This is a genomic window from Anaerolinea thermolimosa, assembly GCF_001050195.2.
Lineage (GTDB): Bacteria > Chloroflexota > Anaerolineae > Anaerolineales > Anaerolineaceae > Anaerolinea > Anaerolinea thermolimosa.
In genome coordinates this window covers 43,897-57,016 of the sequence record NZ_DF967970.1, presented here as the reverse complement: position 1 = coordinate 57,016, position 13,120 = coordinate 43,897, and the positions used below count along the sequence as shown (strand labels likewise).

General features: G+C 53.3%; 12 protein-coding genes and 1 tRNA gene. 7 read left to right on the top strand and 6 right to left on the bottom strand.

Annotated features, from left to right (window positions below):
* The first annotated feature begins 3 nt into the window (after positions 1 to 3).
* From ATHL_RS18380 to ATHL_RS18360, 4 genes are all read left to right on the top strand, one after another.
* On the top strand, positions 4 to 498 hold the full coding sequence (locus tag ATHL_RS18380) for an Imm26 family immunity protein (protein WP_062196637.1): 495 nt from the start codon (positions 4 to 6) through the stop codon (positions 496 to 498).
* A 721-nt stretch (positions 499 to 1,219) separates the two neighbouring features.
* Positions 1,220 to 2,053, top strand: a complete 834-nt coding sequence (locus ATHL_RS18370) for a trypsin-like peptidase domain-containing protein (protein WP_062196633.1) — start codon at positions 1,220 to 1,222, stop codon at positions 2,051 to 2,053.
* A 155-nt stretch (positions 2,054 to 2,208) separates the two neighbouring features.
* Complete coding sequence (locus ATHL_RS18365) at positions 2,209 to 3,021, top strand: CPBP family intramembrane glutamic endopeptidase (RefSeq protein WP_062196631.1); 813 nt, start codon at positions 2,209 to 2,211, stop codon at positions 3,019 to 3,021.
* Positions 3,022 to 3,178: 157 nt separating this feature from the next.
* The gene (locus ATHL_RS18360; protein WP_062196630.1) at positions 3,179 to 3,616 is read left to right on the top strand and encodes a VOC family protein; all 438 of its coding nucleotides are present in this window, start codon (positions 3,179 to 3,181) and stop codon (positions 3,614 to 3,616) included.
* A 267-nt stretch (positions 3,617 to 3,883) separates the two neighbouring features.
* Here ATHL_RS18360 and ATHL_RS18355 read toward each other — a convergent pair whose 3' ends face one another.
* From ATHL_RS18355 to ATHL_RS18345, 3 genes are all read right to left on the bottom strand, one after another.
* On the bottom strand, positions 3,884 to 4,105 hold the full coding sequence (locus ATHL_RS18355) for a hypothetical protein (protein ID WP_162787815.1): 222 nt from the start codon (positions 4,103 to 4,105) through the stop codon (positions 3,884 to 3,886).
* Between the two features lie 268 nt (positions 4,106 to 4,373).
* A tRNA-Asn gene (locus ATHL_RS18350) sits at positions 4,374 to 4,446 on the bottom strand.
* Positions 4,447 to 4,558: 112 nt separating this feature from the next.
* The gene (locus tag ATHL_RS18345; protein WP_062196627.1) at positions 4,559 to 5,164 is read right to left on the bottom strand and encodes a bifunctional nuclease family protein; all 606 of its coding nucleotides are present in this window, start codon (positions 5,162 to 5,164) and stop codon (positions 4,559 to 4,561) included.
* A 290-nt stretch (positions 5,165 to 5,454) separates the two neighbouring features.
* On the opposite strand from ATHL_RS18345, the gene ATHL_RS18340 reads away from it, so the two are divergent.
* Positions 5,455 to 6,129, top strand: a complete 675-nt coding sequence (locus tag ATHL_RS18340) for a response regulator transcription factor (protein WP_162787814.1) — start codon at positions 5,455 to 5,457, stop codon at positions 6,127 to 6,129.
* Between the two features lie 134 nt (positions 6,130 to 6,263).
* On the opposite strand, the gene ATHL_RS18335 is transcribed toward ATHL_RS18340, so the two are convergent.
* The gene (locus ATHL_RS18335) at positions 6,264 to 6,494 is read right to left on the bottom strand and encodes a DUF2905 family protein (protein ID WP_062196623.1); all 231 of its coding nucleotides are present in this window, start codon (positions 6,492 to 6,494) and stop codon (positions 6,264 to 6,266) included.
* Positions 6,495 to 6,506: 12 nt separating this feature from the next.
* Positions 6,507 to 6,821, bottom strand: a complete 315-nt coding sequence (locus ATHL_RS18330) for a hypothetical protein (protein WP_162787813.1) — start codon at positions 6,819 to 6,821, stop codon at positions 6,507 to 6,509.
* A gap of 366 nt (positions 6,822 to 7,187) precedes the next feature.
* Between ATHL_RS18330 and ATHL_RS18325 the strand changes: the two genes are divergently transcribed.
* Positions 7,188 to 7,685 (top strand): beta-class carbonic anhydrase, encoded by a 498-nt coding sequence (locus ATHL_RS18325; RefSeq protein WP_062196619.1) that lies wholly within the window; start codon positions 7,188 to 7,190, stop codon positions 7,683 to 7,685.
* Positions 7,686 to 7,809: 124 nt separating this feature from the next.
* Here ATHL_RS18325 and ATHL_RS18320 read toward each other — a convergent pair whose 3' ends face one another.
* A complete protein-coding gene (locus tag ATHL_RS18320; RefSeq protein ID WP_062196617.1) occupies positions 7,810 to 11,520 on the bottom strand; it encodes a 5'-nucleotidase C-terminal domain-containing protein in 3,711 nt (1,236 codons plus the stop codon).
* 649 nt (positions 11,521 to 12,169) lie between these two features.
* On the opposite strand from ATHL_RS18320, the gene cysK reads away from it, so the two are divergent.
* Positions 12,170 to 13,111 carry a cysteine synthase A gene (gene cysK / locus ATHL_RS18315; protein ID WP_062196615.1) on the top strand — a complete coding sequence of 314 codons (942 nt, stop codon included), beginning with the start codon at positions 12,170 to 12,172 and terminating at the stop codon, positions 13,109 to 13,111.
* Positions 13,112 to 13,120: the final 9 nt, after the last annotated feature.

Here is a 13,120-nt window from a genome sequence, read left to right as displayed (position 1 = left end):
TCCATGGTTAAGGTCGGCTCGATTTTCGAGATTCCTCTTTCCGGGCAACGCTTTGCGTATGGGCAGTACCTCTGTCGAGATAAAATGGGCCCCATCATTCAAGTTTTCAAGATCATTTCACCACAAAGACCTGGTTTAGAAGAAATTCTCTCTTCTGGTTTAATGTTCCCGCCTATCATTACTGGTTTATCTGCGGCAATAAAATCTGGTTTATGGACTGTTATCGGCTTCAAGAAAATAACCTCTTTTGAGTACCCAGGTTTTATTTCAACCTTTGAGAATGAACAAACTGGGGAAGCCACCATCTGGTATTACTGGGATGGAAAGCAATCCATCCGCCTTGGTCCCGTCTTGCCCGATGAATACAAAACCAAAGAATACCTGATGGTTTGGAGCCCTTATGATGTGGTGCATCGCATTGAAACCGGGGAATATCCTTTCCCTTACAAAGACCTGATCCTTTACAACAGGTTTACTCCCCGAAGTGCCAGGTCATAACTTGCTCCTTGAACAGCTGAAAGAGATGCACGATATGGACGCCATCGTGGACAACGATCCGGAAATATACAAGCACGTTGCCACAAACTGGAGAGAGGGCATCAGGGCTGTCCGTTTCATGTACGGCGCTGGGTAAAGAATCCCTTGAAGGGTTTGCAGGCAGAACAGACTGAAGCATGACAAGGAATGTTTGAAACAACACAAAAAATATCTTTTAGACTAATAGATGCACGAAACGAATAATCGGCAGACTCAAGATGGAAGCCCAGTGGACCAAGGGACACAAAACTACCGCCGGGTTGCTCCGCGGAAGCACGATTGCCTGTCAGTTCTGGGCATGAGCCCTCCTATAATCCCCTCTTCTACCCCGTCTTCTCTCTTCATTCCTTTTTTTGAAAATTCGCCCGCCAATTTTGTTACAGTCTCCAGTCTCAATACGACTTGTACGGCAAATTTTGTTGTTCTATAATCAAAAATGACAATATTTGGGGAATGCAATTTGATTATTGGTGTCAACGTATTTTCCACGCTTGTCATCATAATCATACTGTTACCTTTCCAGTCAAGCAGTTGTGTTGCTTGCGCAAAGTGTTTGCGTATATCAAATTTTGCGAGAGAGCATGCTTTTTTCGGTCAGTTATACGGTAAGAATGCTGTGTATCAGGAATCCGTATAATTATTAGTTGGCCAGCCCGTAAAAAGATAGTCTATGTGAGGATCTATGCAAGTCAATACTATTGCAGAGCAGTTGTTATTTACGACAGTAAGAATCGAGACTACAAACCCTGATGGAACAGGCACGGGGACAGCCTTTATTTTCAATTACCAACAAGAAGAAAAGCAATATCTATTTTTAGTGACGAACAAACACGTTATTCGGGGCGCAATAGATGGACGTTTCTTTTTTACCCTGAGTGATGGACAATCGCCTCAAATTGGTCAACGATTCGATATTCAGATGAACAAATTTGAACAACAGTGGTTCGGACATCCCGACCCAGAAATTGACGTTGCAGTTATGCCACTTGTCCCTGTCTTACAACAAATTCAAAAAAAGGGCAAAACGGTTTTTTACAAGTCAATAACTCACAATCTCATCCCTACCCCCGAGCAAATGAATGATTTAGACGCAATCGAGGAAGTAGTATTTATTGGTTATCCAAACGGGATTTTTGACTCAAAAAATCTAATGCCAGTTGTAAGGAGAGGTACGACAGCAACTCACCTCCAGCTTGACTATGAAGGAAAACCGTTATTTCTAATAGACGCATCCGTATTCCCAGGCTTAAGTGGAAGCCCTGTGCTTATTGTCAATACTGGCGGTTATTCACATAAAGGTGTATTTGAAGTCGGAAATCGAGTTTTATTTTTAGGCATAATTTCTAGCGTTGCGATTAGAGAAGAGCAAGGACAGATTGCATTTATATCTTCCCCTGTTTTCCAAGTCCCAATTGTCAGAACCCAACAAATGATTGATTTGGGAATTGTATATAAAGCATCAACCATCCTAGAGACAGTTAAAATACTGGTAGATAAATGGAGTAAATCTCAATAGCCAAGAGCGGGCTAACACAGCGTGCAGCGGACAGGGCTTCGCCCTGCGGGTACGGGGCGTGTCGCTGGCAGTGGTCCTGGTTTGCAAAGGGCTCTTGCCCGCCCACCCGCAAGTAACATAAACCTTTAGCCCACTTTCAGAAACCAGGAGGAATCTTGGTTAGAATCGAATCGCCCTGGCGCAAAGTCATCGTCTTTATCCTTTTGACATTCGCAATTAGCTCAATCTTCTATACTGCCATGTACCTTACAGGATCAGCGCGTGATGTTGGAGCCTTATGGATGTGGAGTCCAGCTATCGGTGCAATCCTAACGCTATGGTTATCCCGTGGAAGTATTCGCAATTTGGGCTGGGGTTTGGGCGAAAAGAAATATCTCATTTGGGGGCTGATTATCCCTCTAGTCTATACTGGCATCATTTACAGTTTTGCCTGGGCAACGAGCTTGGCTGGATTTCGCGCGCCTACCTTGGCATATATTCTGTTCCTGCCTGTTGGATTGGTTGCGGCTTGCCTTGCAGCATTAGGTGAAGAAATCGGTTGGCGTGGATTCCTGGTTCCAGAATTGTCCAGGGTGACGACATTTACGAAAACTGCGTTATTGACCTGGGCTGTTTGGTCCGTTTGGCATTACCCAGCCATAATCTTTGCCGATTATCATAGCCAAGCACCACGTTGGTTTGATTTAACGAGCTTGACAATTTCTGTTCTTGGCTTGAGTTTTTTTACCGCATGGTTGCGACTCAAATCAGGTAGTCTTTGGCCTGCGGTATTATGGCACGGCGCCCATAATCTGTTTATGCAAGGAGTGTTCATACACATGTCTACTGATACACCCCTTTCCAAATTCATCATTGATGATTTCGGGATCGGGCTGATGCTGTCAGCGCTTATATTAGGGTTTATTTGCTGGAAAAAGCGTTTCGAGTTGCCGAAATCCTTTCGCCCGCATTTGAAAGAAGTGGGCTAACACAGCGTGCACCAGACTGGTGGGAGTCTACGCGTTTTCAGGCAGTTTCTGTGGCTTGAAGTTGGTTCCGGTAAGATGGCGTTACCTCGTCCCACCCACCAGCCGGTAACGCAAGCTGTTAGTCGGGCTACTGACTCAAGTTGTGCAAGAGGAGAGTATGTTTGATTACATTCACCACGTGGCATATGTCGTCAGTGATATGGATGACGCTTTGCGTATCTTCCGTGACATCTTTGAACTTGAATTGAGTGACCGCCGCATGATTGAAGGCGAAACCAGTGTCGAAATGGCTGCATTCCGTTGTGGACCTACCATCATCGAGATACTACGCCCAATCAACCATCCAGCACTTACACAATTTCTAGAGGAGCATGGACCAGGCTTGCACCATGTTGGTTTTGCCATGAAGGATCTTCCAAGACGAGTTGAAGAATTGAAAGAAAAAGGAGTTTTTGTCAACGGTCCTTTTGTGGCGGGAACTGGTTGGAGAATTGCCTATTTTGACTTCGAAAAGAGTGATCTTGACTTGCTCAAGAGTTGCTACCACGGCGACCATCTTGCAGAGGCAGAATCTCGAGAAGAAAGCAAAGCATAAGTGAGCGCCCGCCTAACTGGCGGTTGCAGCCGACATGCTCCGCTCGATTCGTTCGCTCCGCGTGCGGTTGAACCGCAGACCGTTAAGCAAGAAACTTGTGTAGTAAAGATTTGGTTGAAACCAGTACTTTCCCCTTAAAAGTAATCGCGGCTTTTAATCGGTAACGGAGAAGGCATCCACTGGCCAGACCTGGGTGAAGACGTGAGCATCGGGCATCTTCTATTGGGCGTTCCATCCGGCGAATGCGCGACCTCGCTTCAACGCTGGTTAGAACAACGCCAGGCGCGCTAGCCACCACCCCACCGCCCCCACCACAAACCCCACAGACCCCGGCATTCTCCGTTCACCGTGCACGATCCGCCAGACCAGATACACCGCCCCTGCCCCCAGCCACGCCAGCAGATACAGGCGCGGATCAAAAAGTGCCATGGCTACCAGCCCCTTCATGTCCCCGCCGGGGAGCACTCCCGCCAGTGCCAAGGACGTCACAACTTCAATCAAATGGCTTCTGAAGCAGGCTGAAATAAAAAGTCCTCTCGTCGAGGGCTTGAATACCATCCCCTCAATGGGGGCCGCAGAACCTTTTTGGGGAGGTTAAATAAAAAGGCTCCTCGTCGAGGACTCGAATAGCATCCCCTCAATGGGGACCGCAGAACCTTTTTGGGGAGGTTAAATAAAAAGGCTCCTCGTCGAGGACTCGAATACCATCCCCTCAATGGGGGCCGCAGAACCTTTTGGGGGAGGTTAAATAAAAAGGCTCCTCGTCGAGGACTCGAACCTCGAACCTAGCGGTTAACAGCCGCCCGCTCTGCCGATTGAGCTAACGAGGAATGCGTTCCTATTATAGCCGGCTCGGGAAGTTTGTCAAGGTTGCGTGGATGAAAAAGATGGCCAGTATATCTCATCTGGCTGGTTTCGGCCCGTCCAAACTACCCGGCGACCTCACTTTTCAGGTTTATCTTCGTCGTCTTCGTCCTCTTCGGTGTCATCAATATGATCCAGGTCGAGATTCGCCAGAAAATCCTCGAACACCGAAAGGCGTTCCTCAGAGGCGCTTTCCACTTCCGGTTCTACCGGTTGAGCTGGACGTGGTGTGGGCGCCAGTGGGCCGCTCGCAGGCCGCTGCGAACGAAGATCATCCTCCGGTGTTACCCCGGCTTCATCCAGCACTTCCCGCGCCACCAGAATGGGCACCCTTGCGCGCACGGCCAGCGCCAGCGCATCCGAAGGACGTGAGTCAATATTGATCACCTGTCCATTCACTTCCACAACCAGGTTGCCGTAGAACACTTCCTCACGCAGGGCCACCACTTCTACCCGAAGCAACCGCCCGTTGAGCGCCGTCAGCACATTTTTAAGCAGATCATGGGTTTGCGGGCGGGCCAGTTCCACTTCCTGCAGCGCAATGGTGATCGATTCCGCTTCAAATGGCCCAATCCAGATCGTCAGATAGCGTTCGGCATTGACCTCACGCAGCACGACAATGCGCTGCTGATTGGTCAGGCTGACGCGCACACTGTCGATGACCATCTCCACCATTCGCGACATAGCCAACCTCCCCTCGGATTGTACTCATTTTTTAAACACACTCTTACCAATCCGAGGTTCAACTATTCTAACACGCAGCAAGACGAGATGCAACCAATCAGAGCAGCTGTTTTTCAGGGATCTCTCGCCGATGAATTGCAATGTTAAATCTTGAAGCGCCTCAGGTTTTTTTAAGGTATAATTTCCCCACCTCCACATTCCCTGTTTCGAGCAGTCCTCAAGAGCCAACCAACGTGGGGGCGAGGGATGGCCGGATAGCCCTTCCCAGGGCAGCGAACTGCGGTGAGGTCATGAAAGCAAGAATTTTAGTCGTTGAAGGCAAGCGTGCAGACCGCCCGTCTTTTGTCGCCGGTCTGATGCGAAAAGGATATCAGGTCGAAAGCGTTCCCAATGGCAGTGCTGCTCTGGGGCGTCTTGATTCTTACCAGCCCCACCTGGTGGTCATCGATGCCGCCTCCATGCGCACCAGCGGGAAACGCATCTGCCAGTCCATGCGTGCTCACGCTCCCAACATTCCCATCGCTCTCATTCTTTCTCCCGAACAGGTCAGCCTTTACCAGAACGAATCTCTGGCTGAAGTGATGCTGGTTTTACCCTTCACACTCCAGAAACTCATCAACCGCATTCGATCGCTTCTCCCCACCGAGACCAAAGACATCATCCGCGTCGGCGTTATTCAACTCGACCCCGTACAGCGCTGGGTGCGTGTGGGCTCTCGCCAGACCAGCCTCACCCCCCGCCTCGTTACCCTCCTGCGCATCCTCATGGAACACCCCGGAGAGGTCATCGAGCGCGAAACCCTCTTTCGCCAGGCCTGGGATACGGCCTACACTGAAGACACCCGCACGCTTGACGTACATATCAGCTGGCTCCGCCGCGCCCTCGAGCACGATTACCGCCACCCCAGGCTGATTAAAACCATTCGCGGGGTGGGCTACCGGCTCGATCCCGAGGAAGAACGCTGATCCGCTGATTCTCCCCTCAACTCTAAAATTTCTTAATTTTAGCCTGCAGATTCCCGCAGTCTAAAAACAGACACGCCAGGGGTTTCCCCCCTGGCGGTATACTTCTTTGAAAGAGGAAAGAGGCGTCCCGTGAGCTATTTCATCCAGCGGGCGATCACGTTCAGGAGAATGGTAAGCAACACACTGAGCAAAAGGGAAGCCAGGAGAGGAATCACACAGGTAAAACCGCTTCCCTGAATGCGTATGGTCCCGGGGAAATCTCCCCCCTGTGGGAGAAACCGCCCCATCAACCAGAGCAACCCTCCCATCAGCGCAATCCCGGCCCCCAGAAACAACAACCACCGACCAAGAACTTCCAGGTTCATCTCGCGGCGTCTCTACTTCATCCAGTCCCCGATTTCCACCCAGGCATATTCAAGGTGCTCCGCCAGGGTGCGCCCCAGCTTTCCGGCCTTGCGCCGCACGTAGCGCTGTGCGTATTCCATCATGGCCAGCCCACCAATTTCATTCAGGCGTGTGCCAATCTGCCTCGCGCGGATATTCCGGCATTGCATATTAAACCCAGAGCCGGGCCGCTCCGAAAGATAGTCGTCACGCAGGCCAATGGAAACCAGTTCGTCGAGTAACTTCTCTACCTCGACTTTATGATGAGAAGAATATGGTTTATTCAGTAGATCTGCCAGCCAGCTCATCGTCAAATACCTCTGAAAAAATTGTATCATAATTGCTCTTTCTCTTGAAATGCAGGTCCTCTGTACTTCTCTCTCGCTTCCCTTGACGAAACAGATATTACTAGTAAAATTGTCCAAATTTTCCGCCAGAGAAAAGGAGGATCTGCCATGAACACCTGCATGTGTACACGGTAAGGGTCGCTTCATCACCTCCGCGTCCTCCCACCTTTTTAATGTCCCCAAACAGCTTTCACGAGGTTCACGAAGCGCCCCATACAAGGTATCCACCCGGGCAGTGCCCGGCGTATGCTTCACTAACCCGGTAGCTGTTTTTTGTTTTTTAGAATCCAGCGTCCGTTATTCTATAATTTCTTCAGGAGAACTCCCATGTCTGTTACGGATGATGTCTTAAAGAACAACCAGCAGTACGCCCGCTCATTTAATCTGGGGAACCTTCCCACTCCACCGGCACGCAAGCTCGCCATCGTAGCCTGCATGGACGCCCGCCTCACAATTGAGGCACTCCTCGGCCTGAAAACCGGCGATGCTCATATCATCCGCAACGCTGGCGGCGTCGTCACCGAAGATGCACTGCGTTCTCTGATCATCTCTCACCACCTGTTGGGAACGCAGGAATTCATGATCATCAACCACACCGAATGTGGAATGCTGACCTTTCAGGACGCAGATCTGAAGGAAAAACTCCGTCACGCAACCCACACCAGTGTCGTAGCCCCGGAAACCTTCCATGCCTTCAGCGACCTGGAAACCAATGTGCGGGAGCAGATCGAAAAAGTGAAATCACACCCCTGGATTCCTTCCAGTATCCCCGTGCGCGGGTTCATTTATGACGTAAAAACAGGCTCTCTCACTGAAGTGCGTTAATCTCATTCCCCCCCAACCAGAATCATTCGGCGGAGCCTCCATCACATGGCTCCGCCGAATCGTTCCTGTTCCCTGGCAGGGTCAGGTTTTATTCCACCCCTGCTCGAGACGAGACCCCCTCCCCTCAGGGATTTCTGACGATACGCCCTTCGACCACCGGGGCAACCGGCGAATTGGCCGCCACATAATCAATGGAAATCTCCAGCAACCCATCTCCCGGGTTGAGAACATTGGCGCCCTGCCCCAGAATGGTATACCCATCCCCACCGCCAAACATAAAGTCGTTCGTCACCAGACGGACGGTATCCGTTGGGCCGACCGGGGTGAGCGGGCCCGATGGTCCGGCAGGCGCCTTCCAGATGCCATCGACCACCGGGGTCAACCCTTCGCAATGGAAGGCCACCTTAAGCCCCGAAACCTGCGGGAAGCGCCCCGTGGCAATCGCCGAATTGCAAACCGGCGAGAACCCGTTCAGGAAAGCCGTCTTCAGCTGTTCGCCTGTGTAGGTGGCTATGATGGTGCGGTTTCCAAAGGGAAGCACCGCAAACATCTCGCCCCAGGTGATCTCACAGGGGGCTTCACCCGCACTGGGCGGAGAACACACCAGGTCGGCACGCAATCCACCCGAATTGGTCAACGCCGCATCCACTGCCGGGTATTTGACCCGCATCGCATCGGCAATCAAATTCCCCATGGCCGATTCGTTCAGCCGGGTGGGGTCACGCCGGATATCGAAAGCCTGCCTGCCGATCACTTTATTGCGCAAAACAGCTGTCTCCGCGTTGGCGGCATCCACAATGGCCTGCACATCAGAGCGGGGTGTCACCCCCAGCGTGGTCGCCACGCGTGTAGCGCCCCCTGCCCAGAGAACATCTTCGCCCTGAATCAGCATCTGGAGGACAGAATAGGTTGCCCCGGCATTGAGCCCTTCAGCAACCAGAATATCTCCCACCATCAGGTTCGAGATCCGATGCGTATGCCCCGCCAGAATCACATCCACCGTCGTATCCTGAAGCAGGCTGGCAATATCTACAACCGGCCCTTCCCATAGGACGGCCGGAATGCCATCCACCGCATTGGAACCAAGCGCGGTACCTTCATGAATCACCACAATTTGTACCTTCACGCCTTTCTTGCGCAGGCGCTCCGATTCGGCCCGAATGCGCTCTGCCGCTGGCAGGAAGGTGAGCCCCCTGGTAGCATCTTTCGACACCAGCTCGGGGGTGTTTTCCAGCGCCGCACCGATCACCCCAACTTTGACCCCGTCGACCGTAAACACCTGGCTGGTCTTCACCCAGGAAGGGGCTTTACCGGTGGCTGTCTCAATAATATTGACGCCCAGGAAGGGGAACACCGCCCGCGCTTGATGTTGAAGCAGACGCGCCACCCCGTAATCGAACTCATGGTTTCCGTAAGCGGTGGCATCCAATCCCCAGGCATTCTCCACATCAATGGCAGGCATATCATCCAGCAGCCCTGAATTGGGCGGAGAAGCTCCCACATTGTCGCCTGCGGCGAGTAAAAGTGTATCTCCGGGTAAAGCCGCCGCTTCTTCATCAAAGCGGGTAGCCAGATAAGCCGCCCCACCGACCGAAATATTGCGCCCATCGATGGCCAGCGTGGTTGGATCAAGCTGGCCGTGAAAATCGTTCAGGCCAATCACCGAAACCTTCCTGTAGCGGCTGGCCCCATCCAGAATTTCCGTCAACACCCGCCCCTGCGCATGTTGCGGCATGGGAATATCCATCAGGAAGGCAATCGTCGGCGCCAGATCAATCGTGCGCAATCCGGCAAAGGTTCCTTTGCCAATCGCCTTGCCTCCTGCCAGGAAAGTTGCCCGCATATTCACATTCGCGTCCGGCACCTGAACATCGGGCACGTACCCATGCTGGCCAAAGAATGCTGAAAGCGCCACCAGGCTCCCCGGAGTGGCAGCGTCAAACTGGTATGGCGGATAAGCAAAGGCCACCACATCGCCCGTCCGGGTAGGATGAGCCATGTCGGCAAAAGTCCCCGGCCCATTGTGAATAAAACGCGCCTCAGCCCGGGTATATACCCGGTCGATGACCTTCCAGCCTTCCGGTGCGCCATCGCCTGTCCAATCGTTGGGATCGCTCAGGCTGGCAAAGGCCGCCTTAATGGCGGCTACCGTAGCCGCTTCATCGGTTGCGGCTACCTGTTGCAACCCTCCACCTGCAGGATCACGCCCGGCCAGATTGAGGTAAATTTGCACCGTTCCCCCGGCCCAGCAGGCTTTGGCCTTGCCGATCGTCTCACCTGAGGCTGGCCGGCAGTTCGAGGTCTGCGGTTTCGATAACAGGCCCAGATCCACCAGCACCTTACTGGCATCCACCGCCAGGAATTGAGGCGCAAAGCCATGGTCCGATGAGACAAAAACCGTGGTCTGTTTGGGCATCAGAGAGCGCACCAGTTTCAGAGTGGCATCAGCCCCCTGATACGCACGCTTCAGGAAGCCCTCCCGCTCGTTCACCCGCCCGTCAGGCGTCCCATTGACCTGAACATCATCATAGGCAGGGTTGGGCTGGCCATCAGGCAGTGCAGGTGTGACCAGCGAAAGGAACTGATGTTGAAATTCATCGGTGGTTGGATACCCTACCAGCACCAGGTCTGGTGCGTAATTGGTGAGAATGTACTCAATCAATGGGTGATAGGCGGTTTCCCAGTACAGGCCCTGCTCCACATAGGTTTCTTCAGAGACAATGCCTGCCTCCAGAACAGCATAATCGGCGGCAGTAGAGGTAGGGAACTTCTGAGCCACGAACTCGGCAAAATCGCCGCTAAAGCCGGGGTCTCCGGGCCAGTCGGGCCAGGAGGCAATGGCGCGCGTCACCGAGGTATGGAAGAGCCTCACCCTGCTCAAATCGGCGCTTAATTCTTCCACCTTGACGAGCATGCCCGCCGTCAGACCATCCAGCGCACCGCCCACCACTTTTACCTTGATATCTCCCCATTCTCCACAGGTGAGGTCGGCCACCGCAACAGCCCCATCCTTGCCAGGGCTGAAAAGAACCCGATCATAATTCGTAACCCCATCATCGGTAGCATCGTAAATATAGGCGTTCAGGCCATATTTATCCACCCCGAAATCCAGCACACGCATGTGCATCTCCATGGCGGGGCTGTACGAAACCGGCACGTTCACCCAGCCATCGGCAGGCGCGGGCGCGGCCCCGGCAAAGGGGGCCTGCCCGGCAAAGCCAGAAGGATGATCAAATTGCAAGCCGAAGGACGCCACAAAGGCCGCATTGTCGGTATCTGAGATGTAATTGGTTGCCACCCCTCTCCCGGAGAGAAAAACGCGATAATCCAGCGTGGGGCCGCGGATGACCGCATTGCGCCCTCCTGCCCACTCAATCTGGGCCACACGCTTCCCGCCGCGTTCGGCCGCCTGGGCAATCGTTTCTGCCTGAAGCACGCCATCATCGAAGGCCGCCGTGCGACTGCTGAAAGAAGCCCCATTTTTATGAAAGGTATTGTTCGTCGAGCCGGTGACACTCGCCCACGCGCCGGTAGCAAGGCTGTACCACCCGGCCCCCGTGTTGGACGGCGCCTGCGTCAAAAGTCCGCCATCTGCCGCTGAGGCACCCTTCCTGAGCAACTCACCCATCACCGGTAATAGCTTTTGCCCGGCATACTTCGCAACCAGATCCTGACGCAGTCCATCGGCGGCAAAAAAGATCAGGGTATCTGTGGCAGGCTGATGAAGCCTGGCCACGGGCACAGCCGGCCCCGCCGCCACCGAGAGCATTGAGGCGACCACTGCCAGAATCAACACCAGCCTGACCGCGAAACGAGTTCGAGGATAGAACTTCATACAACACTCCTTCATTTTCTGATTCTCTCCGCAGGAGAGTGGATCAATACCCGGAATTGAACGATTGAGCACCTCCCTTCGTGATAGATTTCACACCCTTAAACAAAAAAACCGGCCCCTGTGGCCGGTTTCGCTACTGGCTCCCCGCAGACACCCCCTTCCGGGTGAAGCGACCGAGATCTCATCTGCGGATCACTGCCTCCACGAAATCAATATAACATAAATCAACATTAAAAACAATTAATATCCCGCTTGGCTCTATTAACGCTTTTTGAAACCACAGAAGAACACCCCCATTTTATTCTTCACCTCCGTCTGGCGATTCATCCCCCGCCTCGTGCTTTTAAAGCCAGATTTGACTCATAAAATGCCCTTGACAGGGACTTAAATCATCATATAATCGATCTCGATGAAACTGGTAAATTTTGGTGTATTGAGAAGCATTGCGTGCATGTGTCCGTGGCGGGGCCCGGTGACCCTGCCTCGTTAAGCCATCGCACGTAAAGCAAGCAGTTTACCAGCAGGACGAAGGCAGCGGAACACGGCCCCGCAACATCTTTTGCGAGCGGCCTCAAAGGCTCCGCTGTTTTGTTTTCCTGCTGGTTTTCTTTTTAATCGGTTCAACTATTTACAAAGGAGATTTTCAACCATGCGTATCGCCAACGATGCCACCGAATTAATCGGCAACACCCCCCTGGTGCGCCTGAACCGCATCGCCCGCGAAGCCGGAGCGCGCGCTACCGTTGTCGCCAAACTGGAATATTACAACCCGGCCCATTCCGTCAAAGACCGCATTGGCGTTTCGATGATTAACGCCGCCGAAAAAGCCGGGCTGATCGGCCCGGATACCATCATTGTAGAGCCAACCAGTGGTAACACCGGTATCGCCCTGGCCTTTGTCTGCGCGGCTCGCGGTTACAAATGCGTCCTGGTGATGCCCGAAACCATGAGCAAAGAACGCCGCATGTTGCTTCGTGCCTACGGTGCCGAACTGATCCTCACCCCCGGCAGCGGCGGCATGGCGGCGGCCATTGCCAAAGCCGAAGAGCTGGTCGCCAGCGACCCCAAACGCTACTTCATGCCCCAGCAATTCAAAAACCCTGCCAACCCCGAAATTCACCGGAAGACTACCGCCGAAGAAATCTGGCGCGATACCGATGGCCAGGTAGATATCGTGGTTGCCGGGATCGGCACCGGCGGAACGATCACCGGCGTCGGTGAGGTGCTGAAGAGCCGTAAACCCTCCGTCAGGATGGTGGCCGTTGAACCCGACGCCTCACCCGTGCTCTCAGGCGGGCAGAAAGGCCCCCACCCCATCCAGGGTATCGGCGCGGGCTTCATCCCCGATGTGCTTAACACCCAGATTTATGATGAGATCGTGCGTGTCAAAGCTGAAGACGCCTTCTCGACCGCTCGCAGGATGGCCACGATGGAGGGGCTGCTGGTGGGAATCTCCTCAGGTGCCGCCACCTGGGCGGCTCTCCAGGTTGCCTCTCGCCCCGAAAATGAAGGGAAGCTCATCATCGTGATCATTCCCTCCTTCGGCGAACGTTACCTCTCCACCCAGCTCTTCGCCGATCTGGCCGATTGACCGCGCCGG

What these genes read in the sequence shown, in the direction of transcription:
- ATHL_RS18380 (WP_062196637.1), top strand. Translation starts at nt 4, where the DNA reads ATGGTTAAGGTCGGCTCGATTTTCGAGATTCCTCTTTCCGGGCAACGC.
- ATHL_RS18370 (WP_062196633.1), top strand. Translation starts at nt 1,220, where the DNA reads ATGCAAGTCAATACTATTGCAGAGCAGTTGTTATTTACGACAGTAAGA.
- ATHL_RS18360 (WP_062196630.1), top strand. Translation starts at nt 3,179, where the DNA reads ATGTTTGATTACATTCACCACGTGGCATATGTCGTCAGTGATATGGAT.
- ATHL_RS18345 (WP_062196627.1), bottom strand. Translation starts at nt 5,164, where the DNA reads ATGTCGCGAATGGTGGAGATGGTCATCGACAGTGTGCGCGTCAGCCTG.
- ATHL_RS18340 (WP_162787814.1), top strand. Translation starts at nt 5,455, where the DNA reads ATGAAAGCAAGAATTTTAGTCGTTGAAGGCAAGCGTGCAGACCGCCCG.
- ATHL_RS18335 (WP_062196623.1), bottom strand. Translation starts at nt 6,494, where the DNA reads ATGAACCTGGAAGTTCTTGGTCGGTGGTTGTTGTTTCTGGGGGCCGGG.
- ATHL_RS18330 (WP_162787813.1), bottom strand. Translation starts at nt 6,821, where the DNA reads ATGAGCTGGCTGGCAGATCTACTGAATAAACCATATTCTTCTCATCAT.
- ATHL_RS18325 (WP_062196619.1), top strand. Translation starts at nt 7,188, where the DNA reads ATGTCTGTTACGGATGATGTCTTAAAGAACAACCAGCAGTACGCCCGC.
- ATHL_RS18320 (WP_062196617.1), bottom strand. Translation starts at nt 11,520, where the DNA reads ATGAAGTTCTATCCTCGAACTCGTTTCGCGGTCAGGCTGGTGTTGATT.
- cysK (WP_062196615.1), top strand. Translation starts at nt 12,170, where the DNA reads ATGCGTATCGCCAACGATGCCACCGAATTAATCGGCAACACCCCCCTG.